This is a genomic window from Gottfriedia acidiceleris (assembly GCF_050457485.1).
Lineage (GTDB): Bacteria > Bacillota > Bacilli > Bacillales > Bacillaceae_G > Gottfriedia > Gottfriedia acidiceleris_D.
In genome coordinates this window covers 1-26,394 of record NZ_JBCMJM010000022.1, presented here as the reverse complement: position 1 = coordinate 26,394, position 26,394 = coordinate 1, and the positions used below count along the sequence as shown (strand labels likewise).

The 26,394-nt window shown below is 32.9% G+C and carries 30 protein-coding genes; 10 read left to right on the top strand and 20 right to left on the bottom strand.

What is annotated here, in order from left to right:
* Positions 1 to 233: 233 nt before the first annotated feature.
* On the bottom strand, positions 234 to 998 hold the full coding sequence (locus tag ABEY15_RS21195) for a MerR family transcriptional regulator (RefSeq protein ID WP_429892043.1): 765 nt from the start codon (positions 996 to 998) through the stop codon (positions 234 to 236).
* Positions 999 to 1,250: 252 nt separating this feature from the next.
* Positions 1,251 to 1,751, bottom strand: coding sequence for a hypothetical protein (locus tag ABEY15_RS21190; protein WP_429892042.1), 501 nt, complete (start codon positions 1,749 to 1,751; stop codon positions 1,251 to 1,253).
* 249 nt (positions 1,752 to 2,000) lie between these two features.
* Here ABEY15_RS21190 and ABEY15_RS21185 point away from each other — a divergent pair, with 249 nt between their 5' ends.
* Positions 2,001 to 2,426 carry an SET domain-containing protein gene (locus ABEY15_RS21185; RefSeq protein ID WP_056475314.1) on the top strand — a complete coding sequence of 142 codons (426 nt, stop codon included), beginning with the start codon at positions 2,001 to 2,003 and terminating at the stop codon, positions 2,424 to 2,426.
* Positions 2,427 to 2,444: 18 nt separating this feature from the next.
* Here ABEY15_RS21185 and ABEY15_RS21180 read toward each other — a convergent pair whose 3' ends face one another.
* From ABEY15_RS21180 to ggt, 3 genes are read right to left on the bottom strand one after another with little or no spacing between them, the layout of a single operon-like run.
* The gene (locus tag ABEY15_RS21180) at positions 2,445 to 2,972 is read right to left on the bottom strand and encodes a chromate transporter (RefSeq protein ID WP_429892041.1); all 528 of its coding nucleotides are present in this window, start codon (positions 2,970 to 2,972) and stop codon (positions 2,445 to 2,447) included.
* On the bottom strand, positions 2,969 to 3,550 hold the full coding sequence (locus tag ABEY15_RS21175) for a chromate transporter (RefSeq protein WP_429892040.1): 582 nt from the start codon (positions 3,548 to 3,550) through the stop codon (positions 2,969 to 2,971). Before ABEY15_RS21175 ends, ABEY15_RS21180 begins: the two co-directional genes overlap by 4 nt.
* Positions 3,551 to 3,571: 21 nt before the next feature.
* Complete coding sequence (ggt, locus tag ABEY15_RS21170) at positions 3,572 to 5,188, bottom strand: gamma-glutamyltransferase (RefSeq protein WP_429892039.1); 1,617 nt, start codon at positions 5,186 to 5,188, stop codon at positions 3,572 to 3,574.
* A gap of 231 nt (positions 5,189 to 5,419) precedes the next feature.
* On the opposite strand from ggt, the gene ABEY15_RS21165 reads away from it, so the two are divergent.
* Positions 5,420 to 6,100 carry an N-acetylmuramoyl-L-alanine amidase family protein gene (locus tag ABEY15_RS21165; protein WP_429892038.1) on the top strand — a complete coding sequence of 227 codons (681 nt, stop codon included), beginning with the start codon at positions 5,420 to 5,422 and terminating at the stop codon, positions 6,098 to 6,100.
* Between the two features lie 106 nt (positions 6,101 to 6,206).
* On the opposite strand, the gene ABEY15_RS21160 is transcribed toward ABEY15_RS21165, so the two are convergent.
* A complete protein-coding gene (locus ABEY15_RS21160; RefSeq protein WP_429892037.1) occupies positions 6,207 to 7,445 on the bottom strand; it encodes a DNA polymerase IV in 1,239 nt (412 codons plus the stop codon).
* A gap of 152 nt (positions 7,446 to 7,597) precedes the next feature.
* Here ABEY15_RS21160 and ABEY15_RS21155 point away from each other — a divergent pair, with 152 nt between their 5' ends.
* The 3 genes from ABEY15_RS21155 to ABEY15_RS21145 all read left to right on the top strand — a co-directional run bounded on the left by ABEY15_RS21155 (position 7,598) and on the right by ABEY15_RS21145 (position 9,034).
* On the top strand, positions 7,598 to 8,116 hold the full coding sequence (locus ABEY15_RS21155) for a VOC family protein (protein WP_429892036.1): 519 nt from the start codon (positions 7,598 to 7,600) through the stop codon (positions 8,114 to 8,116).
* A 124-nt stretch (positions 8,117 to 8,240) separates the two neighbouring features.
* Positions 8,241 to 8,618: a hypothetical protein gene (locus tag ABEY15_RS21150; protein WP_025672250.1), complete on the top strand. Its 378-nt coding sequence runs from the start codon at positions 8,241 to 8,243 to the stop codon at positions 8,616 to 8,618.
* 17 nt (positions 8,619 to 8,635) lie between these two features.
* On the top strand, positions 8,636 to 9,034 hold the full coding sequence (locus ABEY15_RS21145; protein WP_429892035.1) for a thiol-disulfide oxidoreductase DCC family protein: 399 nt from the start codon (positions 8,636 to 8,638) through the stop codon (positions 9,032 to 9,034).
* Between the two features lie 68 nt (positions 9,035 to 9,102).
* On the opposite strand, the gene ABEY15_RS21140 is transcribed toward ABEY15_RS21145, so the two are convergent.
* Positions 9,103 to 9,267: a hypothetical protein gene (locus tag ABEY15_RS21140; protein WP_175403474.1), complete on the bottom strand. Its 165-nt coding sequence runs from the start codon at positions 9,265 to 9,267 to the stop codon at positions 9,103 to 9,105.
* 271 nt (positions 9,268 to 9,538) lie between these two features.
* Here ABEY15_RS21140 and ABEY15_RS21135 point away from each other — a divergent pair, with 271 nt between their 5' ends.
* Complete coding sequence (locus tag ABEY15_RS21135; protein ID WP_098847085.1) at positions 9,539 to 9,823, top strand: YiaA/YiaB family inner membrane protein; 285 nt, start codon at positions 9,539 to 9,541, stop codon at positions 9,821 to 9,823.
* A 61-nt stretch (positions 9,824 to 9,884) separates the two neighbouring features.
* Here ABEY15_RS21135 and ABEY15_RS21130 read toward each other — a convergent pair whose 3' ends face one another.
* The 3 genes from ABEY15_RS21130 to ABEY15_RS21120 form a co-directional block, all read right to left on the bottom strand.
* Positions 9,885 to 11,225 carry a glycosyltransferase family 2 protein gene (locus tag ABEY15_RS21130; RefSeq protein ID WP_429892034.1) on the bottom strand — a complete coding sequence of 447 codons (1,341 nt, stop codon included), beginning with the start codon at positions 11,223 to 11,225 and terminating at the stop codon, positions 9,885 to 9,887.
* Between the two features lie 183 nt (positions 11,226 to 11,408).
* Complete coding sequence (locus tag ABEY15_RS21125) at positions 11,409 to 11,603, bottom strand: DNA-binding protein (protein ID WP_429892033.1); 195 nt, start codon at positions 11,601 to 11,603, stop codon at positions 11,409 to 11,411.
* A complete protein-coding gene (locus ABEY15_RS21120) occupies positions 11,596 to 12,303 on the bottom strand; it encodes an alpha/beta hydrolase family protein (RefSeq protein ID WP_429892032.1) in 708 nt (235 codons plus the stop codon). Before ABEY15_RS21120 ends, ABEY15_RS21125 begins: the two co-directional genes overlap by 8 nt.
* Before the next feature lie 195 nt (positions 12,304 to 12,498).
* On the opposite strand from ABEY15_RS21120, the gene ABEY15_RS21115 reads away from it, so the two are divergent.
* On the top strand, positions 12,499 to 13,095 hold the full coding sequence (locus ABEY15_RS21115; RefSeq protein WP_429892031.1) for a DedA family protein: 597 nt from the start codon (positions 12,499 to 12,501) through the stop codon (positions 13,093 to 13,095).
* Between the two features lie 368 nt (positions 13,096 to 13,463).
* Here the strand turns inward: ABEY15_RS21115 and ABEY15_RS21110 are convergent, their stop codons facing one another.
* From ABEY15_RS21110 to mce, 3 genes are read right to left on the bottom strand one after another with little or no spacing between them, the layout of a single operon-like run.
* Entirely contained in the window at positions 13,464 to 14,582 is a 1,119-nt protein-coding gene (locus ABEY15_RS21110; RefSeq protein ID WP_129688525.1) for a M20/M25/M40 family metallo-hydrolase, read from the bottom strand.
* A gap of 38 nt (positions 14,583 to 14,620) precedes the next feature.
* Positions 14,621 to 16,162, bottom strand: coding sequence for an acyl-CoA carboxylase subunit beta (locus tag ABEY15_RS21105; RefSeq protein ID WP_429892030.1), 1,542 nt, complete (start codon positions 16,160 to 16,162; stop codon positions 14,621 to 14,623).
* Positions 16,149 to 16,568, bottom strand: a complete 420-nt coding sequence (gene mce / locus ABEY15_RS21100) for a methylmalonyl-CoA epimerase (RefSeq protein WP_429892029.1) — start codon at positions 16,566 to 16,568, stop codon at positions 16,149 to 16,151. The genes ABEY15_RS21105 and mce overlap by 14 nt, the downstream gene beginning before the upstream one ends.
* 444 nt (positions 16,569 to 17,012) lie before the next feature.
* Between mce and ABEY15_RS21095 the strand changes: the two genes are divergently transcribed.
* Both ABEY15_RS21095 and prli42 read left to right on the top strand, forming a co-directional pair.
* Positions 17,013 to 18,674, top strand: a complete 1,662-nt coding sequence (locus ABEY15_RS21095; protein WP_429892028.1) for a M4 family metallopeptidase — start codon at positions 17,013 to 17,015, stop codon at positions 18,672 to 18,674.
* Positions 18,675 to 18,902: 228 nt separating this feature from the next.
* Complete coding sequence (gene prli42, locus ABEY15_RS21090) at positions 18,903 to 18,995, top strand: stressosome-associated protein Prli42 (protein ID WP_156339731.1); 93 nt, start codon at positions 18,903 to 18,905, stop codon at positions 18,993 to 18,995.
* A gap of 69 nt (positions 18,996 to 19,064) precedes the next feature.
* Here the strand turns inward: prli42 and ABEY15_RS21085 are convergent, their stop codons facing one another.
* On the bottom strand, positions 19,065 to 19,580 hold the full coding sequence (locus ABEY15_RS21085; protein ID WP_025671086.1) for a L,D-transpeptidase: 516 nt from the start codon (positions 19,578 to 19,580) through the stop codon (positions 19,065 to 19,067).
* Between the two features lie 7 nt (positions 19,581 to 19,587).
* Positions 19,588 to 20,553, bottom strand: a complete 966-nt coding sequence (locus ABEY15_RS21080) for an aromatic acid exporter family protein (RefSeq protein WP_429892027.1) — start codon at positions 20,551 to 20,553, stop codon at positions 19,588 to 19,590.
* A 148-nt stretch (positions 20,554 to 20,701) separates the two neighbouring features.
* Between ABEY15_RS21080 and ABEY15_RS21075 the strand changes: the two genes are divergently transcribed.
* Complete coding sequence (locus tag ABEY15_RS21075) at positions 20,702 to 21,226, top strand: acyl-CoA thioesterase (protein ID WP_429892026.1); 525 nt, start codon at positions 20,702 to 20,704, stop codon at positions 21,224 to 21,226.
* 67 nt (positions 21,227 to 21,293) lie between these two features.
* Here the strand turns inward: ABEY15_RS21075 and ABEY15_RS21070 are convergent, their stop codons facing one another.
* The 5 genes from ABEY15_RS21070 to ABEY15_RS21050 all read right to left on the bottom strand — a co-directional run bounded on the left by ABEY15_RS21070 (position 21,294) and on the right by ABEY15_RS21050 (position 26,322).
* Positions 21,294 to 22,844 carry a solute symporter family protein gene (locus ABEY15_RS21070; RefSeq protein WP_429892025.1) on the bottom strand — a complete coding sequence of 517 codons (1,551 nt, stop codon included), beginning with the start codon at positions 22,842 to 22,844 and terminating at the stop codon, positions 21,294 to 21,296.
* Positions 22,841 to 23,185, bottom strand: a complete 345-nt coding sequence (locus ABEY15_RS21065; RefSeq protein WP_429892024.1) for a DUF485 domain-containing protein — start codon at positions 23,183 to 23,185, stop codon at positions 22,841 to 22,843. Before ABEY15_RS21065 ends, ABEY15_RS21070 begins: the two co-directional genes overlap by 4 nt.
* A 342-nt stretch (positions 23,186 to 23,527) precedes the next feature.
* The gene (locus ABEY15_RS21060; RefSeq protein ID WP_056475255.1) at positions 23,528 to 24,250 is read right to left on the bottom strand and encodes an amino acid ABC transporter ATP-binding protein; all 723 of its coding nucleotides are present in this window, start codon (positions 24,248 to 24,250) and stop codon (positions 23,528 to 23,530) included.
* Positions 24,243 to 24,902 carry an amino acid ABC transporter permease gene (locus ABEY15_RS21055; RefSeq protein WP_429892023.1) on the bottom strand — a complete coding sequence of 220 codons (660 nt, stop codon included), beginning with the start codon at positions 24,900 to 24,902 and terminating at the stop codon, positions 24,243 to 24,245. Before ABEY15_RS21055 ends, ABEY15_RS21060 begins: the two co-directional genes overlap by 8 nt.
* Positions 24,903 to 24,981: 79 nt before the next feature.
* Positions 24,982 to 26,322, bottom strand: coding sequence for an aspartate aminotransferase family protein (locus ABEY15_RS21050; protein WP_429892022.1), 1,341 nt, complete (start codon positions 26,320 to 26,322; stop codon positions 24,982 to 24,984).
* Between the last annotated feature and the right edge of the window lie 72 nt (positions 26,323 to 26,394).

Sequence of the window (26,394 nt, the reverse complement as noted above, 5' to 3'; positions counted from 1 at the left end):
GCGCAAATAGGATCTCAGACTTCCTCATGAACCACTCATGAAGAACCTTTTACTTCTTTTTGCTGTTTTACTTCCTCATAAACCTCTCATGAGGAACCTTTTTCCTTCTTTTTGCTGTTTTACTTCCTCATGAGCCTCTCATGAGGAACCTTTTTTCTATTTTTGCTGTTTTACTTCCTCATGAACCTCTCATGAGGCTAAGAACTTATCAAAGTACACGCACTATCTCAGATTTATTTTTTATGTTGCGTGTAAATATGAATTGCATCTCTTAAAAATTCAGCAGTTCCAGGTTGTTCTTTATCGTAATGTGCTCTAAAGCGTTCATCGTCTACATACATTTGGGCTAAGCCCGCGTGCGCTTCCTTACTATATTTGCTCCAATAAAATGTTAACCATTGTTTATGCAAATCAGCTGCTTTTTGTGCAATTTCACTTGATGGATCACCTGTTTTATATGCTTCAGCTAATGTTTTTGCTAATTCTTCAGCAAGTCGCGTTACTTCTTTATGATCTTCTTCTGTCATATTCATTACTTTTTGATTTGCTTTATTAACAGCTTCATCTCCATATTTTTCACGTGCTTCTTTTCCATATTTCTTTTCATTTTCTTCAATCATATCTTTCTTAAAGCCTTCAAATTTTTCTTTATTTGACATTGTAATTCTCCCCTCTGTTAGAGCAATTGACTTTTCAACGTTTGAAATTAATAAATCCAATTGCTTTCTTTTATCAAGAAGCCGCTCACGATGCTCGTTTAACGCCTTGGCACTATTAAAATCAGGTGATGTAATAATTTCTTTAATGTTTTCTAAATTCATACCTAGTTCTCTATAAAATAAGATTTGTTGTAAGCGATCTACTTCCGCTTGACCATAAATCCGATATCCCGATGAGTTAATTCTTGCCGGCTTAAGAATCCCAATCTCATCATAATATCTTAAAGTCCTTGTGCTGATTCCTGCTAGAAGTCCAAGCTTTTGTACTGTGTATTCCATTGCGACTACCTCCTGACATCTTTACAATACACCTTTACGCAACGTTAAAGTCAATTCTATAATTTATATTTTTTAAGATTTATTTCGGAGTAAGCTACATGTCTCACAAAAAGCAAGCAAACTGGTCAAAAAAAAATTGCTTGATATTCTCTACATTTAATTCCTACCGATCGTTTGGCAACATTCATTACAAGACATAAAAAAATCCCCTCTGCAATAGGGGATTACATCTGTAGACAAACTACAAAATAATTATTTACCTGTAAATACTTTCATACCATTCATACCATCAAATGGTTTTCCACCAGGAGCGTGCAAATGACGGACTGCAAGTTTAAATCGCTTATTTGAAGGTATTTCTTGTTTAAAGGTTAACAAGAATGAATTGTTATCTCCTTGTACCTTTGTAATTGTAACTTGATTATTCGATAAAGCATTCCTTGCATTAAATTGACTTTTGCTTCCAAGTGATGCAATTCCGGTCGGGATTTTATCAGATAAACTTTGAATCCAATAAAATGATGCTTTTGTTCCTAAATTAAGATCAACTTCTGAATCAAAAGTTACTAGAATCTGATTTGTTGAAACCTGGAAAATATCAGCTAGATAAGGAATTTTGTATACAGTTTGGTTTGGCTTATATCCTTCAATTCGCAGAAATTCCTTTTTGCTAGTTGCATTTACCTGCTTAATTCCTGGAAGAATAGAAGACATTACAATCAATAAAATCATAATCTTATAAAGAAATTTCATTATAATCTGCCTCCCTATATATATATAACAATTTTATAATTTGATGTTTTGGCAACATTTATACTTAGATTTTTTTAATTTTATCAGTTTTTAATCTAATAGTAGACTTGTCCTAGTTTTACTACTTCTTTCGATCGAAAAAGAAACGCACTTTTATGTGAATAACGCTAATTAGATAAAAAAATTGATTTATATCTAAAATAGTGGCAAACTATCTATAAGACTTAAGAGAGAATTATAGGTGTAATTATGATTGAAATTAAAACTTCTACGTTGAGTGACGGTGAATTTAATCGAGGTGTCTTTGCAACACGTGATATTGCAAAAGGTGAACTGATACACGAGGCGCCAGTTATTTCTTACCCGAACGAAGAACATGAACATATCGAAAAAACTTTATTAGCAGACTATGCATTTGAATATGGTATTAATCATTCAGCTATTCTTTTAGGATACGGAATGCTATTCAACCATTCTTATGATGCAAATGCAACTTACGATATTAACTTTGATAATCACACATTTGATTTTTTCGCTTACAAAGACATTAAAGCTGGCGAAGAAATTTTGATTAATTATAATGGTGAAGTAGATAATATGGATCCACTTTGGTTTAATAAAGATTATGAAGAAGTTATGAGCAAGGAAAAGGAAAAAGAAAAAGAAACCAATTAATTGGTTTCTTTTTTATTTTTAAAGATTAATGGCACCATAAATTAATGCACCAAGTACTACAAAAGCCGGATGAATCTTAAATTTTTCCATTAAGAAAAATGTACAAACTGCAATAAAAATAACTTGGTATGCTCCAATATCGTGAAACGAATCAGAAAAAGATTGATATGTAAGTAGGCCTAAAAGGACAACAATTGTCGGTTTTACATATGCCGTCATTCTCTTCACTCGAATTGAGTCACGATTTTTATAAAGCACCCCAATTAATAGAATCATTAGCAATAAAGAAGGGAATACCGTTGCAAAGACTGCTATAAAGGAACCAAAGATTCCTCCAATTTTATATCCAATATAACCAGCCATTTTTGTTGCGATAGGCCCTGGTAAGGCATTCCCCATTGCAAACGCTTCATGAAACTCTTGTTGAGTTAACCAATGTTTTTGTGTAACAACTTCATTTTGAATTAATGGGATTGTAGCCGGCCCACCACCATAGCCTAAAAGATTTGTTATAAGAAATGAAAGAAATAATTTCCAATATATCATTCGTTTGTACTCCCCTTCCTCGTCTGATGGTCATTTGAGGAAGTTGCTTTTACTGGCTGGAAGATTGCAAATATTAGTAAACCACCAATTATAATTGCTGGGTGTATGTGTAAAAATTGAATTAGAAACAAACCGACAACTAAATGAATTAATATTGTTGGAGTTTTCAATCCTTTTTTTGAACTTTGATAAAATTGCCATGTTAATACACCTAACATTACCCCTACAACAGGTACAATTGATTCCTTCATCCCATTAACCCATTTAATATCTTTAAAAGACGATAATGATGTTAAAAGTATAATCATTAAAAGGATTGTCGGTAAGGTCGTTGCAATGATTGCATTAAGCATTCCAATTATGCCACCAATACGATAACCGATATAACCTGCTAATTTTGTATTGATTGGACCTGGGAGCATATTTCCTATTGCTAAAATTTCAGAAAACTCTTCGTCTTTCATCCATTTATACGTATCAACGACTTCTTTATAAACTAGAGGAATCGTAGAAGGTCCACCACCATATCCTAAAATACTACTTCGAAAAAACGCGATGAATATTTCTAATTGTTTCATTAAATCAATTCCTTTTCATATTTACCAACTTGCTATACAACCGTCCGTTCTTGATTCTGTACCACCCATTAAAACGCCAGAATCATCATTTCTCCAAATAATTTGGCCTCTCCCGAAACTTCCAGTATCCTTTGCAACCTTAATTTCATGACCTTTTGCCTGTAACTCTTCTATAATCTCTTGAGGAAAACTAGGTTCAACCTCAATACTTTTCCCTTCAATCCATTGCCATCTAGGAGCATCTAAAGCTTCTTGTGGATTTAAATGAAAATCGATGCTATTCATGATTACTTGAACATGGCCTTGAGGCTGCATATAACCACCCATTACACCGAATGGTCCAATTGCTTTATTATTTTTTGTTAAAAATGCCGGAATAATCGTATGGTATGATTTTTTTCCACCGATTAAAGCGTTGGCATGTTCTTCATTTAAGCTAAAATCACAACCCCTATTTTGCATTCCAATTCCAGTTCCAGGAATAACTATACCTGACCCAAAACCCATATAATTACTTTGAATAAAGGAGACCATATTTCCATCTCCATCAGCTGTTGCTAAATAAACAGTGCCTCCACTAGGCGGTCTTCCTGGTAATGGTGTATGAGCAGTTTCCGTGATCCCTAAAAAGCGTTCTTTTCCATATTGATCACTTAATAGACTTTCAACCGAAGTCTTCATAAACTTTCGATCTGTCACATATTCCCTTCCGCAAGCAAAAGCTAACTTCATTGCTTCAAATTGTTTATGATATGTAGTTACGTTCTCTTTGTCATCAAACTGGTCATTTTTCAACATATTTAAAGCCATCAGTGCGACAATTCCTTGACCATTAGGTGGAATTTCCCACACATCATAGCCTCTGTAATTTATACTTATTGGATTTACCCATTCCGGTTTAAATGACTCTAAATCTTCTTTTGTTAAAAAACCACCATATTGTTTTGAAGAAGCAATAATTTTATCTGCAATTTCACCTTTATAAAAATCTTTTCCATTTGTTTCGGCTATTTTTTCTAAAGTTATTGCATGATCCAGTGACGACCAAATCTCTCCTACTTCAGGAGCTCTTCCATTTGGAGCAAACGTATCAAACCAAGCAACAAACTCCTCAGAGTTTAACTCCTTTTTGTATATTTCATAAGCCTTTTTCCAAAACTTACCTAATGTTGGTGAAATCGGAAAACCTTCACGAGCATATTCAATTGCGGGTTGTAGCACTTCCTTTAATGAAAGTCTCCCAAACCGATTCGATAATTCTACCCAAGCAGCAGGAGCACCAGGAACAGTTATTGGTATCCAACCATGCTTAGGCATTTTTTCATAACCTAAATCTTTTACTTTTTCAATCGATATATTTTTAGGTGCTGGTCCACTTGAATCTAAACCGTATAACTTTTCGTTCATCCAAACTAATGCAAAAGCATCTCCACCAATACCGTTTGAAGTAGGCTCTACTACTGTAAGGCAAGCAGCTGTAGCGATTGCAGCATCTACTGCATTACCACCCTTTTTTAACATATCTAGGCCCGCTTGTGCAGCCAATGGTTGAGAAGTAGCGACCATTCCATTTCTAGCATACACCACATTACGATGTGATGAATAAACATGTTCATTCGCTTTCATTTTTGTATACATACACTTTCCTCCTTGGCTGTTGGCAATAGTTACATTGGATAACAAAATAACTTAATCTTTACATTCGACAAAATTTTAGTATTCCCCTACTTAACTATCAATCTAAATAAAAGAATCTATTAGAAATGAATGCCTAATTCAACTAAATGTCTAAAATTTGCATTAGATGCTTGTCCATTTCAACTAAAGGCTACTTTGAATACATTATCATTAGGAGGGGATTTAAAAAAAATGTTGAAACTTTATTTAGATCCAGGGCATGGTGGCTCTGATTCAGGTGCAGTAGGAAATGGATTAAAGGAAAAAGACCTAACTTTGGATATCGCATTAAGAATTAGAGATTTATTGAATAACTATAATGACGTTGAAGTTAGAATGAGCAGATCTACCGACACTGATCGTTCTTTATCCGAACGTACTAACGATGCAAACTCATGGGGTGCTAGCTACTTTTTATCTGTTCATATCAATTCATTTAATACATCAGCGTCTGGCTACGAGGATTATATATACGATGGTTTGTCAGATACGTCTACTTCAGCACAATATCAAAACGATTTACATCCAGAAATCGTAAAGGTAAATGGTCTAACTGATCGTGGTAAGAAAAAAGCTAATTTTCATGTATTACGTGAATCAAATATGCCAGCGATTTTGACTGAAAATGGTTTCATTGATAATGCAAGTGATGCTGCAAAACTAAAAGACCCAAATTGGCGTCAAAAAGTAGCTCAAGGACATATAAATGGATTAGTAAAAGCATTTAACTTAACAGCTAAGGCTAAGTCTGAAATGCATAGAGTAATCGTAGACGGAGTACAAGTCGGTGCATATCAAGATGATCAAAATGTACTGAATGCAGTAGAACAATATCTTCCAACAGCAACTAAAATTATTATCGAGAAAGTTTAAAGGGTTATATTAACTATTTGAAGACTGTCTAATTAATAGACCGTCTTTTTTCGTTAAAAACGAGGGCAACAAAAAAAGGACCTTCGATTGAAAGCCCAGCAGCTGTTTACTCTGTAGATTTCAATATATCTAATATATTGTTTGAGTCAATTTTCTTTTTTTGTCTCCCCAAACTAATAACTTGTTCTCCATATTTATTTTGCAATTTATGTAATGTTTCAAACAATGGTTCTTGTTTGGCATCCTTTTCAAAAGAAAATAGGTCCAATTGCTTTGATATTTCATCTTTTGGATTTAATTGTGATGCAGTCACTCCGATTAAACGTAATGGTTCTCCGTTCCAATTCCTTTTCCATAGATCAAATGCCTCTTTAAAGATTTCATTAGCTTGTTGTACAGGTGTAGAAAGTTTTTTACTTCGATTAATTGTTTTTCGGTCACTAAATCGAAGTGTAATTGTCACAGTGTCAGCAACTAAACCCTTCTTAATTAATCGTTCAGCAACCCGTTTAGATAGAGCTTCAAATTTTTCTGCAATCATTGGTTCCTCAAAAACATCAAATGAAAATGTCGTTGATTGGCCAATTGTCTTATGTGAAAGCATTCGACTAGGATCGACTTCTCTCTCATCTATTCCATTGGCCTTATTTCTTAAAGATTTACCGTTTACACCTAATAATTCATGTACTTGTTTTTCATTACTTTTTGCCAAATCTTCTATTGTAATAATGCCAATTTCATTTAATTTTTCTTCAGTTCTCTTACCAACACCGTGCATCTCTCCTACTTTTCTAGGCCATAAAATAGTAGGAACATCCCTCTTACGAAGAACAGTAATTCCAAGTGGTTTTTTCATATCTGAAGCTGTTTTTGCAAGAAATTTATTTGGACCAATACCGATACTGCATGGCATATCAAGATCTTCTAACAACATTGACTGAATCAATTCAGCTATTTTAATTGGATGACCTAGTTTTTCATCACAATCAGTTATATCAATATATCCTTCATCAATTGATGCCACTTCAATTTTAGGACTTATTGCACCTAATTTTTCAAATATTTGCCTTGAGACTTTTCGGTAAGCTTCAAAATTTGGAGTTTTCACAATCATCTCAGGACATTTTTTTCGGGCCTCCCATAGTGGCATTGTTGCCCGAATTCCATATGCTCGAGCTTCATAACTTGCAGTTACGATAATTCCCCTGCGCTCTTTTTCATTGCCAGCGACAACTACTGGTTTACCTTTTAATGATGGATCATTCGCTATTTCAACTGAAGCAAAAAATGAATTCATATCAACATGTAAAATGACTCTTCCGCTCTTTGGTGCCCATTGATTCATTGAGACACCTCCTATGCTAGTATAATATCAATTTTTTATATTTCCTATTTACGTGTATTAATGTCGAATAAAGTTAAAACTTATAAAGTTTGAATCATATCTATACTAATATCTAATTATTATAAACGTTTTTGTAATAAAGGAGAAAAGCTATGCAATGTAAAATACAAAAAATATCTACGAATTTATGGTTTGATACACAAGCCGAAGAAGCCGTAAATTATTACACTTCTATATTTAAGAATTCAAAAATTGAAAGAATTACACGTTATGGAAAAGAAAGACATGATCCAAGCACTATGGAAGAAGGAAGTGTTTTGACCATCCAATTTAGTTTAGAAGGGCTAGATTTTGTTGCGTTAAACGGTGGGCCTCACTTTAAATTTACAGAAGCAATTTCATTCATCGTTCATTGTGACTCCCAAGAAGAAATAGATTATTATTGGGAAAAATTATCAAAGGATGGAGATAAAAATGCACAAGCATGTGGTTGGTTAAAAGATCAATTTGGCGTTTCATGGCAAATTGTTCCGACCATTTTACCTGAACTATTAAATGACTCCAAACCAGAAAAATCTGAACGAGTAATGAAAGCAGTTCTCCAAACTAAGAATAAAATCAATATAAACAATTTAATTGAAGCTTTTGAAGGAAACCCCTCTTCTAATTAGAAAAGGGGTTTTAATAATAAATTACATTACCCTAAGGTGCCTATTTACTTCTCATAAAGTCCAAAAAGAGATAAAATAAACCTATCTAAATTGTATTTTTTGAAATTAATGGAGGTATTTTCTTTTGAGTAACGAAAATCAATCAATGTATGATTATATAGGGAAAGAAAAATTAGAAGAGCTAGTTGATACTTTTTATTCTTATGTTTCAAAACATGAGAGACTTTCACCAATATTTCCTGGTGACTGGGAGGAAACGGCACGTAAGCAAAAACTATTTTTAACACAGTTTTTAGGTGGACCACAATATTATAGTATGGAACGTGGTCATCCAAGAATGCGCGCGCGTCATTTGCCTTTTCCAATTACAATTGAATTAGCTCATGACTGGTTGGATTGTATGGGAAAAGCGATGGATGATGTCGATTTAGATGAAGAAATTAAAGAACCATTATTACAACATTTAAGAAATGTTGCTTACCATATGGTGAACCAAGAATAATCTTTAGGGGATATTTTATGAGTGAGAGGCCAATTATTTTATTTGATGGTGAATGTATTTTATGCAATGGAGTTGTTCAATTTATTATTAAACATGACCAAAAAGGTTATTTTCATTTTGCCGCACTACAATCCACATTTGGCGAAAAGCTTAAGAAGAATCACCCCGAACTTGGTTCAATTGATTCAATTATTCTTGTACAAAATGGAAAAATAATAATTGAATCTTCAGCTGCACTTTCTATTGCAAAAAATTTAGAAGGTTGGCCAAAATTTTTCTATGCCTTTATAATAATCCCAACAACGATACGTGACTATTTATATAGACTAATCGCAAGAAATCGTTTTAAATTCTTTGGAAAAAACGAATCGTGTATGATTCCATCAAAAGAAATAAGGGATCGATTTTATTTATAAAAGTCCTCTTCAATTCAAGAACCACAAGGTTATCATTTCATCCTTGTGGTTCTTTTTTAGTCCCCGAATTAACTTTTTATTAGAAATCTTGTTAAAGCGAGCCCTAAAAATCCAACACCCATTCCAATTAACCAACCTGAGTGTGGTTCATGTAATAAACTTCCAATTCCTCCACCTAGAAACATACAACCAACAAAAACGATTCCTCCAATACCAGCACCTCTATTACTCAATATGTGACCATCCTCTCCAAATAAATATTTCCTATCTATTTGTGATTAGATATCTTTTTGTATTTCTCTATTTTTTATTTAGCTTTTTCCTAAAAAATTCCAGTAATATTTTCCAATTTACTAATTTATTTGAATTTTATTACTATTTAGCAACAAATTTTATATAAAAATAACAGACGTTAAGAATTTTTTTGAAATCATTTATATCTTCTTAATAGCATTTTTTAACGTCAAATAATTTTGTAAAATCTTATCCGGAGCGTGATTAAATTTGCAGAAGCACAGACGTAGAAACACACCAGCATTTACTGTTTTAGCTTACTTTACATTAGTTGCAGGAGTATTTTTATTTTGTATTGGACTTTACAATGCAGATATGGAATTAAACGAAAAAGGTTATTATATTGCAGTTATGCTATTAGTAGCAGTAGGCTCAATTTTAACCCAGAAGGTTGTTCGTGATAATGCCGAAGATGATGATATTATCGCGGATCAAGAAGTTCAATTAAAGATGAAGTTAGATAGCTCAACAAAGAAAGAAACAAATAATTTATAAAAACAAAAAGGGGATCACAAAAAGTACTTTGTGATCCCCATTCTTTATGAGAATAAAGTTTTTATTCCCAAACTCGTTTTAATTTAAAGAATTCTTGAATATAGCCATAAAGTGAAACTGGCGACATAATCATTTGATAGCATAATAGGAAGAATAGAAATCCTATACGATTATTTCTTATTCTTAAATTTAAATTACGGAAAACATAGTTTTTCTGGTAAAAATAAAGGATTGAATAGCTAATAAATGTTAATGGGAGAACTAATAAAGTCATTGGGCCAACAATAATGTTAATTCCAAAAAACGCTAAAATCAATCCAGGAATCCAACATAAAGTGTAAATAAGGTCTAAGTAAACCATCATGAGATTAATACCAGTTAAATACTTTGTATAAACTTGTGGTTGTTGCCAAGGTTTTATTTCAATTAGTCCTTCAACCATACCTCTTGCCCATCTTGATCTTTGTTTAGCAAAATGACCAAAGGTTGTAGGTGCATCAGTAAAAGCTACTGCTAATGGTTCAAAGTATACCTTCCATTGCTTTTGTAAAAGTCTCCATGTTAAAACGATATCTTCTCCAATTGCATCTGGCCAACCATTAACTTCCTTTACACAATCAGTTTTATATAAACTAAACGCCCCTTGTGCGACAAGAGTTCCTTGATATAATCCCTGAAGTCTTTTTATGGAAGCAATTCCTAAGAAATAGTCCCACTCTTGAATCTTAGTCCAGAATGTTTCACGACTATTACGAACTAACATTGAGCCAGCAACAGCACAAACATCAGAAGGGCTACTTTTTATTCTTGAAACTAAGTATCTTACTGCAGAAGGGTGAATTAATGTATCTGCATCTAATGTAATGACATATGTTGTTTTCACATACTCCAAGCCTAAATTAAGTGCATGAAACTTACCTGGCTTTGGTTGATGTAATAAAGTAATATTTGAATTTAACTCTTTTTTCGCCCTCATTACTTCACGATCTGTACCATCAGTTGAATTATTATTAATTACGATAACATTTATTTCACCAGTATAATCTTGATCTGAAATATATTTTAACGTATTAAAAATAGCACCTTCTTCATTATAAGCAGCCACTAATACAGTTACCGAATCACTTGGAAATTCATTTTTAAAATTCGGTTGTTTATCGAGTAGTAAACTTATGACTAAAAAAGTACTCATATAGCCCGGTATATAGGCAATACCACCTATTATGATGATTGCTACTGGCGTAGTAACAACGTCAGATAGGTCCTTTACCCAAGGAATTGATAAATAAATTGAAAAAAGTAACCAAGAAAATGAAATAAAATGGCTAAACCAAAATTTTTTATTTACAGTTAAATAATATCGGTTTCCTTTTTTTTGTATAGGAGACAAGTTGGGTTTCAATAGCCTTCCTCCTTTTTTGAAATATAAACGATAAAATTAATTATATCACTATAATTTATAATAATATCCTGGCAACTTTTAGTAAAAATAAATTAATCAAAGATATTTTATAACAACTTCATTACTTAATAATCACAAAATAAAAAAGAACTGAAATTCTATCAGTTCTTGCACTAGCCAATATTATTTTTTAAAAGATAATCCTTTCTCTTCCAATGCATTTTTAATTGTCGTAATCGCCTTAGGTCCCATTCCATGTAATTTTAATACTTCCGCTTCACTCAATTGTGTGAATTGCTCCAAATGTAAGTAACCTGCTGAAGTTAATGCTCTAATAGCAGGTTTAGCTAATCCATTTGGTAGTGAATTTTCACTCATATAAAATCCCCTCCTTTTTAAAATTTTTATCAAGCCAATTGATTATGTCTTTTTTCATACTACCTGTGATCGAATGATTTACATCCTTATATTTAAGAAAATCAATATAATAATTATGTTTTGCTGTTAAAAAATCGACTTGCCCTCCAATTGGAATAACTAGATCCTGTTCGCCGTGTAAGAATAAAACAGGCTTACTGATCGTACTATCCTTAAATTTAGGATCATATTTTTTAAACCTTTCCAATTCCCTTTCATTTAATGGTTCTCTTCTATCTTTTTTACGAAAATCCTTCTCAGAATAAATATAAGAACTTGATCCATTAATAGTAATTAATCCGGCATAACTATTATTTGAAAAAAACATTCCACTTGCAATAAAACCACCCATTGAACTACCGAACAGAATTGTATTTCCTTTTTGTAAACAAAGCTGATTTATAATTTCATCTTCTTCATCAATTGATTCAAATATCGTTTTCCAAAAATATGTTTGTAAAATCTCTTGATCAAAATGGTTATTTAGAACTTGTCTCGAATCATGGTATTTAATTTCGGGAATAACAACTTTAAATCCTAATTCAGATAGCTCTTTACCAAATTGTATTTGCGATTCTATCGTTGAACCCCAACCATGAAACATTATGATTGTTTCTTTCCTATTAAATAAATTTGGGGTTAATTCATAATAATTAATCATTTTTCCCACCTAAATTTCTTTATTTTCTATAGTAATATTAAATCATTCTAATAATTGCAAAATTATTTGAATTTTGAATTGCCATATTTAAGAAAATGCTATAAAATATTTTTGTTTGTATACAATGATATTATCTTTAAAATAAATTTTTGCCTATTTACTTTACGCGGAAAAAATCGAGGATGTGTATGATCAATGGTTCAACATTTAAACTTAATAATTAGTCACTATGGTTATTTAGGCATCATTTTAGCATTAATAGGAGGAATTATTGGATTACCACTACCAGATGAAATTCTTTTAGTATACATAGGTTATAATGTATTTCTAGGTAGATTGTTATATTTACCTTCAATAGCTTGTGCGATTATTGGAATCATTTGTGGAATCTCAATAAGTTATTTACTTGGATACATATTTGGTTTACCTTTACTTAATAAATATGGACCAAAAGTTCATATTACAGAGAAAAAAATTGAAATGACAAAAAGCTTATTTACAAAATTTGGACCATATATTCTTATAATAGGATTTTTTATTCCCGGAGTCAGGCATTTAACTGCTTATTTTGCTGCCATTAATAAATATTCTTATAGAAAATTTGCAACCTTTGCATTTATTGGAGCAATCCTTTGGGGATTTACTTTTATAACATTAGGAAAAATTTTTGGTGAAGAATGGGATAAAGTGGCGTCTATTTTTGCAAAGTATAGTTTAGTCATATTTCCATCTGCCTTATTGATTACGATTGTATTCTTTTTCCTATATAGAAAACGTTTAACTACAAATTAGAGTTAGTTTTTAAACTTCTTAACTCTTAAAAAAGACGAGGCATTGTGTTTCGTCTTTTTTTTGTTGGAAAATGAGTATATCAATTATCCGTGAATATTGGCCTGCAAAAAAAATCTAAAAATCGCAAATAAAATTAAAAATTACCCATACCTGTTTAAATATTATTGCTAAAAACCGTATCCTTTCAACTTGAAAAAAGCTTCTAATCCACTATAAAAATAACGAGCATATCATATAAAAATGAATAGAGCTATTGAGATACCCCTCTCATTACACGCTAGTACTTTCATTTATTATTTTTAAAATTAAAAAGAGGGCGCTTATTTATCAGTTATTCTGATAGATAAGACAGCCCTTTTTTTAATTAATTATTTAGCAACTTCTTCTACAATTGCAATGACCATTTCAGCAGTTTTTACTAACTCTTTAATTGGCATTCTTTCATTTGTAGTGTGGATTTCTTCATAACCGATTGCTAAGTTTACAATTGGGAAACCGTGACCTGCGAATACGTTCGCGTCAGATCCTCCACCACTTTGTTTTAATGCAGGAGTACGTCCAATTTTTTCTGCTGCACGTTTTGCAACTTCAACAACGTGGTCTCCTTCACCAAATTTAAATCCTGGGTACATAATTTGAACTTCTACTTCAGCACGTCCACCCATTTCAGTAGCTGCTTCTTCAAAAGCAGCTTTCATTTTAGCTACTTGAGCTTCCATTTTTTCACCGATTAATGAACGAGCTTCAGCTAAAATATTCACTTGATCGCATACGATATTTGTTGCACTTCCACCTTCGAAACGTCCGATATTAGCAGTCGTTTCTTCGTCGATTCGACCAAGTGGCATTCTTGCAATTGCTTTAGAAGCAATCGTAATCGCTGAAACGCCTTTTTCAGGTGCAACACCTGCATGTGCTGTTTTACCATAAATAGTAGCAATTACTTTAGCTTGAGTTGGAGCTGCTACGATAATATTACCTACTTCTTCATCGCTATCTAATGCATATCCAAATTTAGTAGTGATTAATTTTGGATCCATTGCTTTAGCACCATGTAATCCAGATTCTTCACCAACTGAGATAATGAATTGGATTTCACCATGCTCAATATTTTGTTCTTTAATGATTTTTACAGCTTCTAAAAATGCTGCGATACCAGCTTTATCATCTGCACCTAGAATTGTAGTTCCGTCAGTAACGATATATCCATCTTTGATTGATGGCTTGATTCCTTTACCCGGAGTTACTGTATCCATATGACAAGAGAAGAAAATACCGTCAACGCCTTCTTTAGTAGCAGGAATTGTAGCAACAATATTTCCAGCACCGTGACCTGTAACACCCATCGTGTCGTCTTCAAAAACATTCATTCCAAGGGCTTCTAATTTTTGTTTTAAAACCTTTGCAATTTCAGCTTCAAACTTAGTTTCAGAGTCTACTTGTACTAATTCTAAAAATTCTTCGACTATACGTTGTTCATTAATCATTTGTGTCATGCCTCCATATTGAATATGTAAAAAAATGTCTACAAAGGTATATTACCATGTTTTTTTGCTGGGCGCTTTTCATTTTTATTTTTTAATACATCTAATGATTGAATAAGCTTTTTTCTAGTCATCCTTGGATCAATAACATCGTCAACTAAACCGTATTTTGCAGCAACGTAAGGATTAGAAAATTTCTCTTTATATTGATCCATCCATTCTGATCTTAACTCATCTGGTCGATTACTTTGAGAGATTTCTTTCCCGTATAAGATATTTACAGCACCTGCAGCACCCATTACAGCGATTTCAGCGTTTGGCCATGCAAATACTAAATCCGCTCCAATCGATTTACTATTTAATGCAACATATGCTCCACCAAATGCTTTTCTCGTAATGACTGTAACTTTTGGAACTGTTGCCTCAGAATACGCATATAAAAGCTTAGCACCATGCCTTATTATACCTCCATGCTCCTGTTTTACACCAGGGAAAAACCCTGTCACATCAACAAACGTGATGATTGGTATATTAAAACTATCACAAAAACGAATAAATCTAGCCCCTTTATCAGCAGAATGTAAATCTAGTCCTCCAGCCATAAATTTTGGTTGATTACAAACGAGACCTACTACTTCACCATTTAATCTAGCAAATCCTACAACTAAATTTTTAGCGAAATCTTTTTGGACCTCAAAAAAGGAATCATCATCTACAATCATTTCTATTATTTTTTTGACATCATAAGGTCGACTACTTTCATCAGGAATTAGCTCCATTAAATCATCTATATCCTTTTCAGTTTTCATTTTAGTAGGTGCTTTTTCTTCCCAATGAGCCGGTAAATACTCCATTAAATTTCTAACGAGCTTAAGGGCTTCTTCTTCCGACTCAGCTTGGAAATGAGCATTTCCACTTATCTCATTATGGACTTTAGCTCCACCTAAATCCTCTGCAGTGATTTTTTCACCTGTTACACTTTCGATTACCTTTGGTCCAGTAATAAACATTTGGCTAGTTCCATTGACCATGATAACGAAGTCAGTAATTGCTGGTGAATAGACTGCACCACCTGCACAAGGCCCCATAATAACTGAAATTTGTGGTACGACCCCAGAATAAATCGTATTTCGATAAAAAACATGTCCATAACCATCTAAAGAAAGGACACCTTCTTGGATTCTCGCACCACCGGAATCATTTAAACCAATAATCGGAGCCTTACACTGTACTGCCATGTCCATTAATTGACTTATTTTTTTCGCATGCATTTCACCTAAAGCACCGCCGAACACAGTAAAATCTTGCGAAAAAACAAAGACCGTTCGATCGTTAATTTTGCCATAACCTGTGACAACTCCATCACATGCACCATTTTGTTCATCCATTCCAAAATCTGAACAACGATGCTGGACAAAACTAAATAACTCAACAAAACTCCCTTCATCTAATAGCATGTCTATTCTTTCCCGTGCTGTAAACTTCCCACGTTCATGTTGTTTCTCAATCCGTTCAAATCCTCCACCTTGCTCTATTTCAGATTTCTTTTCATATAGTTTATAAAGATCATCATACTTGCTCATTAAACTCCCCCCTTTTTTGAACAATTTCGATTAATACTCCGAATTGTTTAGGGTGTATAAAGGCAACTTTTGAACCCTCACTCCCATTACGTGGTGAATGATGAATTAAATTAAATTGGCGTTTTTTTAGTTCTAATAGTGAATTTTCGATGTCATCTACTTGAAAAGCAATATGGTGCAAGCCTTCACCTTTTTTTTCAATATATTTATGTACAGGATTCGTGGATGTAAGTGGTTGGATTAATTCGATGTTAATTTTATTTGTTTTAAAAAATGCGACTTCTACTCCTTGGTCTTCAACTATTTCTCGATATGAGTATGATAAACCTAAATCACTTTCATACTTTTTAATACTATCGTTTAAATTTTTTACACAGATTGCCATATGATCTATATTTGTGAACATTTTTTTGCCCTCTCCTTCAAATCAATGCTTTTTTAGAAGCATATGAGATTTTTTATGTACTGTAATCTGTTCAAAAGTACATAAGCTATTATTTAAACAATATTCAAGAAAGTGGACAAACATGATTAAAAACCAAAGCAGTATACAACCGTATTTTAAGAGATAGCATTGAAAATGGAGCTATGATTTTGAATCATAGAACAATTAAACTTAACACCAAAATTACAAGCAATTAAAAAAAGTTCGACGGCATTCCCCTCACTTTTCTCTTTTCATAAAACAATATGACTATTTATCAATTGAGTGGTTAAATAGACTCGATATAAAAGACTTATTTTTCCAAAAAAAGTGCAATTATTGCAGTTTTTTGTAGTTTGTAATCCTACTAGATTACATGATAATATTAGCTCGTTATCACTATTTGTTAACTAGGGAGGAATTTAAGTGAACAAAAAAGTTTTAGCAGTAGGGTTATCTTTAGGATTAGCAGCAAGTAGTTTTTCAGTAACAAATACATATGCTGCACCAAAAAATGTGTTATCTATCTACAAGTACAATGAATCTGTAGGATCACCTGAATTTGTTTCAGGTCAGCTGACAAAGTCATCAACTCAAAATCCTGAGAGCATTGTACTAGGTTATGTCAATGCTAACAAAGATAAATTTAAACTCGGTTCGAAATCCTCAGAAGAATCATTCATCGTTAAGTCTAGCAATAAAGATCTGTTAGGTACCGCTCTTCGACTACAACAAGTATATAATGGTGTACCTGTTTGGGGTTCTACTCAAACAGCATTAGTTGCAGACGATGGTGTTCTAACAGCTTTCTCTGGTACGGTAGCTCCTAATTTAGATACGAAAAAAGGATTGAAATCTGAAAAGAAAATCAATGCCAACAAATCAATTAAAATTGCAGAAGCCGACCTTGGTTATACTCCTATCTATGAAAAAGACCCTACAGCAAATCTAGTAGTTTACACAAATGGTGATGAAGCTAGTTACGCTTACCTTGTAAACTTAAACTTCCTTTCTCCTAAACCTGGAAACTTTAATTATTTCATTGATGCATCAACAGGAAAAATATTAAATAGCTATAATAATTTAGATGAAGCAGATAGTAGTGCCCCTGCTGCAAAACCAGGTGGTACAACAAGTAGTACGAATACAACTGGAACAGGAGTTGGCGTGCTAGGTGATTCAAAAACACTAAATATGACCTTATCGGGTTCAACTTATTATTTACAAGATAATACAAGAGCCCAAGGTGGTATTTTCACTTATGATGCAGCAAATCGACAACGTCTTGCTGGTACACTTTGGACAAGTCCGGATAACCTTTTAAATAGCACTTATGATGCTGCTGCAGTTGATGCACATTATTTTGCTGGATTAACATTTGATTATTATAAAGCTGTTTTTAATCGTAATTCCTATGATAATAAAGGCGGTGCACTAAAATCGAGTGTCCATTATGGCCGTAATTACAACAATGCGTTTTGGAACGGTACACAAATGGTTTATGGCGATGGTGACGGTACGACATTTATTCCATTATCAGGGGGTATTGACGTAGTAGCACATGAGTTAACTCACGCAGTAACGGAAACTAGCTCAAATTTAACTTATCAGAATGAATCTGGTGCACTAAACGAAGCAATTTCTGATATTTTTGGTACTTTAATAGAGTTCTATAATAATAAAAATCCTGATTACGAGATTGGTGAAGATATTTATACGCCAAAAATTGCAGGTGATGCACTTCGTTCGATGAGTAATCCAACTAAATATGGAGATCCAGATAACTATGCAAATCGTTACACTGGAACATCTGACAATGGAGGAGTTCATACAAATAGCGGTATTATTAATAAAGCTGCTTATTTAATTGCTCAAGGTGGAACTGCTTACGGCGTGACTGTTACAGGAATCGGAAATGATAAACTAGCTCAAATTTTCTATCGTGCAAATACTGTTTACTTAACAGCTTCCTCTACTTTCAGTCAAGCACGTGCAGCATGTGTGAAAGCAGCTTCTGACCTTTTCGGTACTAGCTCCACTGAAGTAACTACAGTAAATAAAGCATTTGATGCCGTTGGAGTTAAGTAAAATTTTAATTATATTTTGAGTAAAAAAGGGATGTCTCGTAAGCTAAAATGCTTATGAGACTCTTTTTTTATTTAAATAAAAGACAGCGTATTTATTAGGCAAGGGAATTACGATAAAAGAAGCTTAGACTGTAAAAAATATCCTACATATGCTAAAATAGGACAACACTTGTATGATTCTAATAAATAATTAATAAATTGTAATTCTTTAATCTAAGGTGGTAATCACATGAGGAAAAAAACACAAAAAGTAGTCGTTATGATTATGTTAATTTCAATGCTTGCTACTACTTTACTTGCAGGGATCGCTGCAATGTTATAAAAGATCAAATAATATGAAAAAGAGGATTCATCATCAAGATCTTGAGATTTTGATGGTGAATCCTCTTTATTATCTAATCGCACCTTGTTCACGAGCTAGTTGTTCGAATGAACTTGATGATGTTGTGATTAACACTTTCGTTCCATATGGGATTTTATCAAAAAGTTCGTTCACATCATTTGTGTACATTCTTACACATCCATTTGATATATATTTACCAATTGTTGAAGGGTCATTATTTCCATGAATACCATAAATGGAACCATCAGTACCTAATGCGTCAAATCCAATCCATCTAGTTCCTAGAGGATTTTTAGGATCCCCTCCTGGAATATTCTTTTTGCGCCAATATGGATTTTTGGCTTTATATGTAATATTAAAAATACCTTCAGGAGTTAAATCTGCTGTTTTTCCGGTAGCAATTCGATAAATCCTTAGGACTTTACCATCTTCTATATATGCCAAATTATTTACTTCTTTATTAATAATAATAAATGGTTCTCCTACCCTTGGATTTTGTCCAAGTGGCCATACTGGACCAATTACTAAAAGTAGTGATAGAACTAATTTAAGCAAATAAAGCAACTCCTTTTTAATTTCCCTTAACGTATTTTCCCTTAAACTTTGATTTCATAATCAAAAAACTTTCCATTTCATTGATGATGGTTAAAACCGCTGCCCTGGTTTCAAAATCATCAGATGTTTGTGGTAGTGGCATAGCACGAAACATATGATAGATTTCTTCTAACTGATGTAAGCATATAACACCACTTATAATTGGATTTATTGAAAAGCTTAAATCATTAAAAAATTTGGATAAAATATGAGATTGTTCGTTACTTACTTTAATGTCACAAACCGTGTCAATAATACGGTGAATTATTTCAAGTTGTCTCTCTCTTAATAAAAAATATTCATAATCTTCATCATTCGAAGATTTAAAATAATGATTATCGATTTCTAATTTAGAAATTCTTTTTGCTTCTTGAAGCAATTTTACTGTTTCATCATATTCTTCTAAAAAACATTTATTAGCTGGTTCTTTTAAATAAATAGAAATCTTCTCAAAAATAAAACAAAATTTAGAATCAATTTGTACTTTAAAGTTTTTTATTTGATCATCTAAACTAGGCATATATAAATTACAAAGTAAAGCTACACCAATTCCTATTACAATTACAGTTAACTCATCTACTATTATTGGAACTGTAATTTTTTTTAATCCATATAGATGTAGCATGATAACCGCACTAGAAATGACTCCTTCTTGAATTTTAAGTTTTACTAAGCTTGGAATAAAAAATAAAAGTAATATTCCAATCGCTAATGGTGTATAACCAAAAATATGAAAGAAAAAAATACAAAAAAGGATGATTAGCACGCATGCAGAAAATCTTCTCAATGCTGTATCTAATGAACGTTTTTTGGTAGTTTGTATACATAATATTGTTAATGTTCCAGCAGACGAGTAAAAATGAACTCCCACCGATTGTGCGATAAAAATTGCAACCGCACTCCCTAACGCCGTTTTAACAATCCTTGAACCAATTCTATACATAATATCACCTAGTATTTATGTTTTACTTTATGTAGTATTTGATTCAGTGAATAGGATAATATTTCTAATGAAAATTTCATCTCATATTTACGCTTAATAAAAAATAGATTGGTAAAAATATCATTATTCTAATAAAAGGTGTGAATTTATGAGTTCAAAATATTGCCATGAATCACGTTCAGCATTAACTGTTCGAGTTTTCCCTACTGACTTAAACAATCACCAAACTTTATTTGGTGGAAAAATTCTTGCTGACATGGATATGACTGCTTCAATTACTGCTTCTAAGCATTCAAGATTGAAATGTGTAACTGCTTCGATCGACCATGTAGACTTCTTACATCCTGTTACAGAAGAGGATTGTATCTCTTATGAATCCTTTGTCGTCGTTACAGGAACTTCATCTATGGTAATTTTCGTAAAAGCGATTGCAGAAAACTTGATTACAGGCAATCGCCGCGTCGCAGCTGCTTCATTTTTAACATTTGTTGGAATGAAAGATAATAAAACGGTACCAGTTCCATCTATCATTCTTGAAACCGAAGAAGAACGAGAACTCGCTGAAATAGCAAAAGTAAGAATAGAAAATCGTAAAAATAATAAATTAATCAGTAAAAACATTGAATCGATTATCTCTACGAAACCTTTAAAATTAAAACAAAGTGATGAGTAATTTAATTTGTTTCCTAAATAAAAAAGAAACTGAGAAATTTTCTTCAGTTTCTTTTTTCTAATTATGATTAATGCGTAGAAATACCAGATACACCATGGCCAGTATTAGACTTCACAAGAATTTCATCAAATTTAGCTTCATTTTCTTTCTTATTTGAAAGAATTGTACCTAAATAAGCAGCTATGAATCCTAAAGGTATCGATATAATCCCCGGATTCGTTAAATTAATTAATGGATCTCCAACAAAAATGGCTTTTCCTTCAATTGGACTCCAAATATTTGGACTTATTGCTACTAGTATGATTGCAGATATTAATCCAGTTAACATACCAGTAATTGCGCCAGTCGTATTAAAACGTTTCCAATAGATTGTAAAGAGTATGACTGGTAAGTTCGCGCTTGCAGCAACAGCAAATGCTAAGGATACTAAAAAGGCAACATTTAATGTTTGTGCAAATATCGCAAGTAAGATTGAGATTAAAGCAACTCCAATTGAAGCATATCTGGCCATTGAAACTTGCTCTTTTTCAGTTGCTTTACCTTGTTTTAAGATTTCATTGTAAAAATCATGTGCAAAGGCAGATGCAGCAGTTAAAACAAGCCCTGCTACTACTGCAAGTATAGTTGCAAATGCTACAGCTGAAACAAAAGCAAATAAAAAGTTACCACCTAATACTTCAGCTAAAAGTGGCGCTGCCATATTTCCTGCTGGATTTGCTTTAATAATCTCAGAATTCCCAACGAATGCAGCTGCCCCAAACCCAAGGAAAATCGTCATGATATAAAATGCTCCGATTAACCAAGTTGCATAAACGACTGATTTTCGTGCCGTTTTCGCATCACGCACTGTAAAGAAGCGGACCAGTATATGAGGTAATCCGGCTGTTCCAAGAACAAGTGCTAAATTAAGTGAAATTGTATCTAGTCCATTTGTGTATTTTACACCTGGATTTAAAAACGAGTCCTTTAGAGGAGTTGCCGTTCTCATTTGACTAAACATTTCATTAATGTTGAAATTAAATTTAGCAAAAACGATGATTGAAATGACTAATGTTCCAATCATAAGAAGGATTGCCTTTACGATTTGAACCCAACTAGTAGCCCTCATACCTCCAAATATTACATAAACAGTCATTAATATACCTACTATTAAAACAGCAGTCGTATAATCAATTCCTAGTAATAATTTAATCAGTGCACCAGCACCAACTAGTTGTGCAATCATATAAAAGATTGAAATCGTCATTGTATTTAACGCAGCTACCCCTCTTACTTTTCTTTGATCAAATCGCGCTGCAATCATATCTGCTAACGTGTATTTTCCAAGATTTCGTAAAGGCTCTGCTACTAAATATAAAACAACTAAATATGCAACTAAAAATCCGATGCTATAGAAAAATCCATCGAATCCAGTTAAAGCGATCGCACCTGCAATTCCTAAAAAGGATGCTGCTGACATATAGTCACCTGCAATTGCAAATCCATTTTGCCATCCAGTCAATCCACCGCCTGCTGTATAAAAGTCTTTCGCATCTTTTGTTTTTTTAGAGGCGTAATATGTAATAACTAGCGTTCCTAGTACGATAATTAAAAACAATGTAAATGCAGTCGTATTCAAATGTCCTCCCCTCCTTTATTTAACTTTTCCAATACTCCATCAGCCATTTTGTCAAAGGATTCAGCTTTCTTACTGTAAATCATACATAATACCCATGTCATAACAAATTGAGCAAATGCAAACACCCAAGCCCATGTTACCTCTCCAAATGCTTTTGTATTAAGTGCTTTAGAATAAGAAGTCATTAAAGGTAATGCAATGTAAAAACAAAAAAAGAATAAAGACATTGGTAGAATAAACTTTCTTTTTGCTTTCAGTAACTGTTTAAACTCATGAGATTTTGCAACTTCCGAGTATTTGCTTTGACTTATACTCGTACTAGAGTTTTGGTCCAATTCCATCATCATACGCTCCTTTCAAGTTTTTATTTCTTGAAAAATTAAAGATATTATTGCAATTAAAAATGAAAGAATATTCAAAAACTAAGATAATTGTATTTCATTTAGAAACACTTTAATAAATGTTTTCGATAGACAAGAATTAACAAGTTCTAATGATTAACATTTTTTTTGTAAAATTTGAGAATTAGCTGAAGTTGAAATACAAGAAACACCCGCTGACTTACAAACCTAAAACATATTTAGACATTTTCAAAGTAAATCAATGAATTTTTTGTCAGTAAAAAAAAATCCCTCTTTTCAGATGAAAAGTAGGGATTCTTCACATTTAAATGATTATATGACTTATAAAACTTTCTCAAGGAATAACTTAGCACGATTTGTTTTTGGTTTTGTGAATAATTCGATCGGAGTTGCATCCTCAACTAGATTTCCTTCGTCTAAGAATAGAATTCGATCTGCAACTTCCTTTGCAAAACCCATTTCATGTGTAACGATGACCATTGTCATACCAGTATGAGCTAATGATTTCATTACTTCAAGTACTTCTTTTACCATCTCTGGATCTAAAGCTGATGTTGGTTCATCAAATAACATTACTTTAGGTTCCATTGCAAGTGCTCTTGCTATAGCGACACGTTGTTTTTGACCACCTGAAAGTTTAGGAGGATATACGTTTGCTTTTTCAAGAAGTCCAACTTTTTCAAGAAGTGCCTTTGCATTTTCTTCTGCTTTAGCCTTACTCATACCTTTTACATTAATCGGAGCATACGTAATATTTTCTAAAACTGTCATGTGTGGGAACAAATGAAAATGCTGGAATACCATACCTACTTCTTCACGAATTTTCATTATATTACTTTTAGGATTTGTAATTTCAATATCATCCATCCAAATTTCACCATTTGAAGGAGTTTCTAATAAATTCATACAACGTAAAAATGTAGATTTTCCAGAACCAGATGGGCCAATTACAGCAACAACAGATCCTTGCTCAATTATAGTCGTGATTCCTTTTAATACATGAACATTTCCAAAACTTTTATTTAAATTAGTAATTCTAATCATTTGTACGCATTCTCCTTTCAACAGATTTACCTAGAAGTGATAGGATCATAATGATAATATAATAGATTGCAGCTACAAAAATAAGTGGCTCCATAAATGAGTAAGTTTCCCCACCTACTAAGAATGCTCTTCTCATTAAATCAGATGCACCAATTACTGTTACCATTGCTGATTCCTTCGTTAATGTAATAAACTCATTCATCAAAGCTGGTAAAATATTTTTAAATGCTTGAGGTAAAATAATTTTTGACATCATTTTACGGTAAGGGATTCCTAAAGCTGAAGCAGCTTCTTGTTGACCTTTATCTACTGCTAGTATACCTGCACGGATGATCTCTGATACATAAGCTCCTGAATTCAAACCAAAAGCCAATACCGCTGCTGGAAACTTTTCGATATCGAAACCAACTAATTGTGGTAAACCATAATAAATGATCATTAATTGCAAAACCATCGGTGTTCCACGAAAAATTGAAGTATAAAAATCAGCTATTACAACTAACCATTTTGCACGGCTAATTTTCATTAATGCAAGTAATATTGCTAAAACAAGACCTAATAAAATTGAACAAACTACTACTAATAGTGTTAATTTTAATCCGGCCAATATATATGGAATTGAAGGGACAATTTGAGAAAAATCTAAGTTCATATTGTAGTACTCCTTTACTATTTGTCTTTTAAATTGCAAAGTTTATTCGACAAAGTCTGTTTAGATAAAGAGCACTGGTTTAGAAACCAATGCCCTTTGTTTCATATAATTCATATCCAATGGATTGCTCATATTCAGTTAATGCTTCATCTAAGATTGCTAACCCATCATCGATTTGATTCTTCGTAACTGTTAATGGTGGAATCATTCGAATTACTTCACTGTTATTACCACAGAAGTAGAATAAAACACCTTTTTCCAAAGCAAGATCAAGAATTTTAAATAAACCATCACCGTTTGGTTCTTTTGTAGCTGGATTAATGATTTCAATGCCGATCATTAAACCAATTGAGCGAATGCTTCCAATTACCGGATGCTTTTCTTTTAATGCATTCAGTTTTTCTACTGCGTAAGCCCCTACTTCTTTCGTATTTTCTAAAAGCTTTTCTTCTTTAATAATTTCTAAAACAGCCAGTGCAGCTGAACAAGCTATTGGATTTCCTCCGAATGTTGTTCCATGACTACCTAGTGGCCACTGTTTCATTAGTTCATTTGATGCTACAGTCGCACTTAAAGGAATACCATTTGCAATACCTTTTGCTATTGCCATAATATCTGGCGTTACATCAAAAGTATGTGCAGCAAACCAATCTCCTGTACGGCCAAATCCAGTTTGAACTTCATCAAAAATTAGTAAGATATTATTTTTATCACAGATTTCTCGTATTTTTTTTAACCATGCCTTAGGTGGTACTACATAGCCACCTTCACCTAGAATTGGCTCTACAATAACTGCAGCTACTTCTTCTGGAGTTACTTGATGATTAAATAAACGTTTAAAATCTTTTTCTAATTGCTCTACTACATATTGTTCTTCATCGTAACCTTCAGGGCATTCTGAAACATTTGCATAAGGTATTTGATAAGAGCCTGTTGGTTGTAAAAATTTTCGATACTTACTTTTTGAAGTCGTAACGCTTAATGCTCCCATAGAACGGCCATGGAAACAACCAATAAATGAAACAATATATGGACGTTTAGTAGCATGTTTAGCTAGCTTAATAGCACCTTCAATCGCTTCAGTCCCACTATTACCAAAAAAGAAAGTATCTAAGTTACCAGGAAGAATTTCAGCCAACTCATCTGCTAGCTTTAAAATCGATTCGTAAATAATAACACCCGACGGACCATGGGCTAAAGAATCAGCGCCATCTTTAATTGCCTGTACCACTTTTGGATGACGATGCCCAACATTTGTAGTAGCAATGCCAGATGTAAAGTCTAAGTACTCTTTACCATCTACACCATAGTAGTAACAACCTTCTTCCTTTACAACCGGTAAGTTAGGATGATCCTTTGCCATGCTTGGTGCAAGACGTAAAGGCATTTTTTCTAATAAGTGACTCCAATCTCTCTCCATCAATAATTCCTCCCCTGATTACAACAAAAACTTATCATTTCTATATCTTTCGCCATACCCTATAGGTTTATC

What these genes read in the sequence shown, in the direction of transcription:
- ABEY15_RS21110 (WP_129688525.1), bottom strand. Translation starts at nt 14,582, where the DNA reads ATGATTAATGAACAACGTATAGTCGAAGAATTTTTAGAATTAGTACAA.
- ABEY15_RS21165 (WP_429892038.1), top strand. Translation starts at nt 5,420, where the DNA reads ATGTTGAAACTTTATTTAGATCCAGGGCATGGTGGCTCTGATTCAGGT.
- ABEY15_RS21190 (WP_429892042.1), bottom strand. Translation starts at nt 1,751, where the DNA reads ATGAAATTTCTTTATAAGATTATGATTTTATTGATTGTAATGTCTTCT.
- ABEY15_RS21175 (WP_429892040.1), bottom strand. Translation starts at nt 3,550, where the DNA reads ATGAAACAATTAGAAATATTCATCGCGTTTTTTCGAAGTAGTATTTTA.
- ABEY15_RS21120 (WP_429892032.1), bottom strand. Translation starts at nt 12,303, where the DNA reads ATGATTAATTATTATGAATTAACCCCAAATTTATTTAATAGGAAAGAA.
- ABEY15_RS21060 (WP_056475255.1), bottom strand. Translation starts at nt 24,250, where the DNA reads ATGATTAGAATTACTAATTTAAATAAAAGTTTTGGAAATGTTCATGTA.
- ABEY15_RS21050 (WP_429892022.1), bottom strand. Translation starts at nt 26,322, where the DNA reads ATGGAGAGAGATTGGAGTCACTTATTAGAAAAAATGCCTTTACGTCTT.
- ABEY15_RS21065 (WP_429892024.1), bottom strand. Translation starts at nt 23,185, where the DNA reads ATGGAATTGGACCAAAACTCTAGTACGAGTATAAGTCAAAGCAAATAC.
- ggt (WP_429892039.1), bottom strand. Translation starts at nt 5,188, where the DNA reads ATGTATACAAAAATGAAAGCGAATGAACATGTTTATTCATCACATCGT.
- ABEY15_RS21125 (WP_429892033.1), bottom strand. Translation starts at nt 11,603, where the DNA reads ATGAGTGAAAATTCACTACCAAATGGATTAGCTAAACCTGCTATTAGA.
- ABEY15_RS21160 (WP_429892037.1), bottom strand. Translation starts at nt 7,445, where the DNA reads ATGAATCAATGGGCACCAAAGAGCGGAAGAGTCATTTTACATGTTGAT.
- ABEY15_RS21105 (WP_429892030.1), bottom strand. Translation starts at nt 16,162, where the DNA reads ATGAGCAAGTATGATGATCTTTATAAACTATATGAAAAGAAATCTGAA.
- mce (WP_429892029.1), bottom strand. Translation starts at nt 16,568, where the DNA reads ATGTTCACAAATATAGATCATATGGCAATCTGTGTAAAAAATTTAAAC.
- ABEY15_RS21180 (WP_429892041.1), bottom strand. Translation starts at nt 2,972, where the DNA reads ATGATATATTGGAAATTATTTCTTTCATTTCTTATAACAAATCTTTTA.
- ABEY15_RS21075 (WP_429892026.1), top strand. Translation starts at nt 20,702, where the DNA reads ATGAGTTCAAAATATTGCCATGAATCACGTTCAGCATTAACTGTTCGA.
- ABEY15_RS21115 (WP_429892031.1), top strand. Translation starts at nt 12,499, where the DNA reads ATGGTTCAACATTTAAACTTAATAATTAGTCACTATGGTTATTTAGGC.
- ABEY15_RS21185 (WP_056475314.1), top strand. Translation starts at nt 2,001, where the DNA reads ATGATTGAAATTAAAACTTCTACGTTGAGTGACGGTGAATTTAATCGA.
- prli42 (WP_156339731.1), top strand. Translation starts at nt 18,903, where the DNA reads ATGAGGAAAAAAACACAAAAAGTAGTCGTTATGATTATGTTAATTTCA.
- ABEY15_RS21145 (WP_429892035.1), top strand. Translation starts at nt 8,636, where the DNA reads ATGAGTGAGAGGCCAATTATTTTATTTGATGGTGAATGTATTTTATGC.
- ABEY15_RS21195 (WP_429892043.1), bottom strand. Translation starts at nt 998, where the DNA reads ATGGAATACACAGTACAAAAGCTTGGACTTCTAGCAGGAATCAGCACA.
- ABEY15_RS21055 (WP_429892023.1), bottom strand. Translation starts at nt 24,902, where the DNA reads ATGAACTTAGATTTTTCTCAAATTGTCCCTTCAATTCCATATATATTG.
- ABEY15_RS21155 (WP_429892036.1), top strand. Translation starts at nt 7,598, where the DNA reads ATGCAATGTAAAATACAAAAAATATCTACGAATTTATGGTTTGATACA.
- ABEY15_RS21080 (WP_429892027.1), bottom strand. Translation starts at nt 20,553, where the DNA reads ATGTATAGAATTGGTTCAAGGATTGTTAAAACGGCGTTAGGGAGTGCG.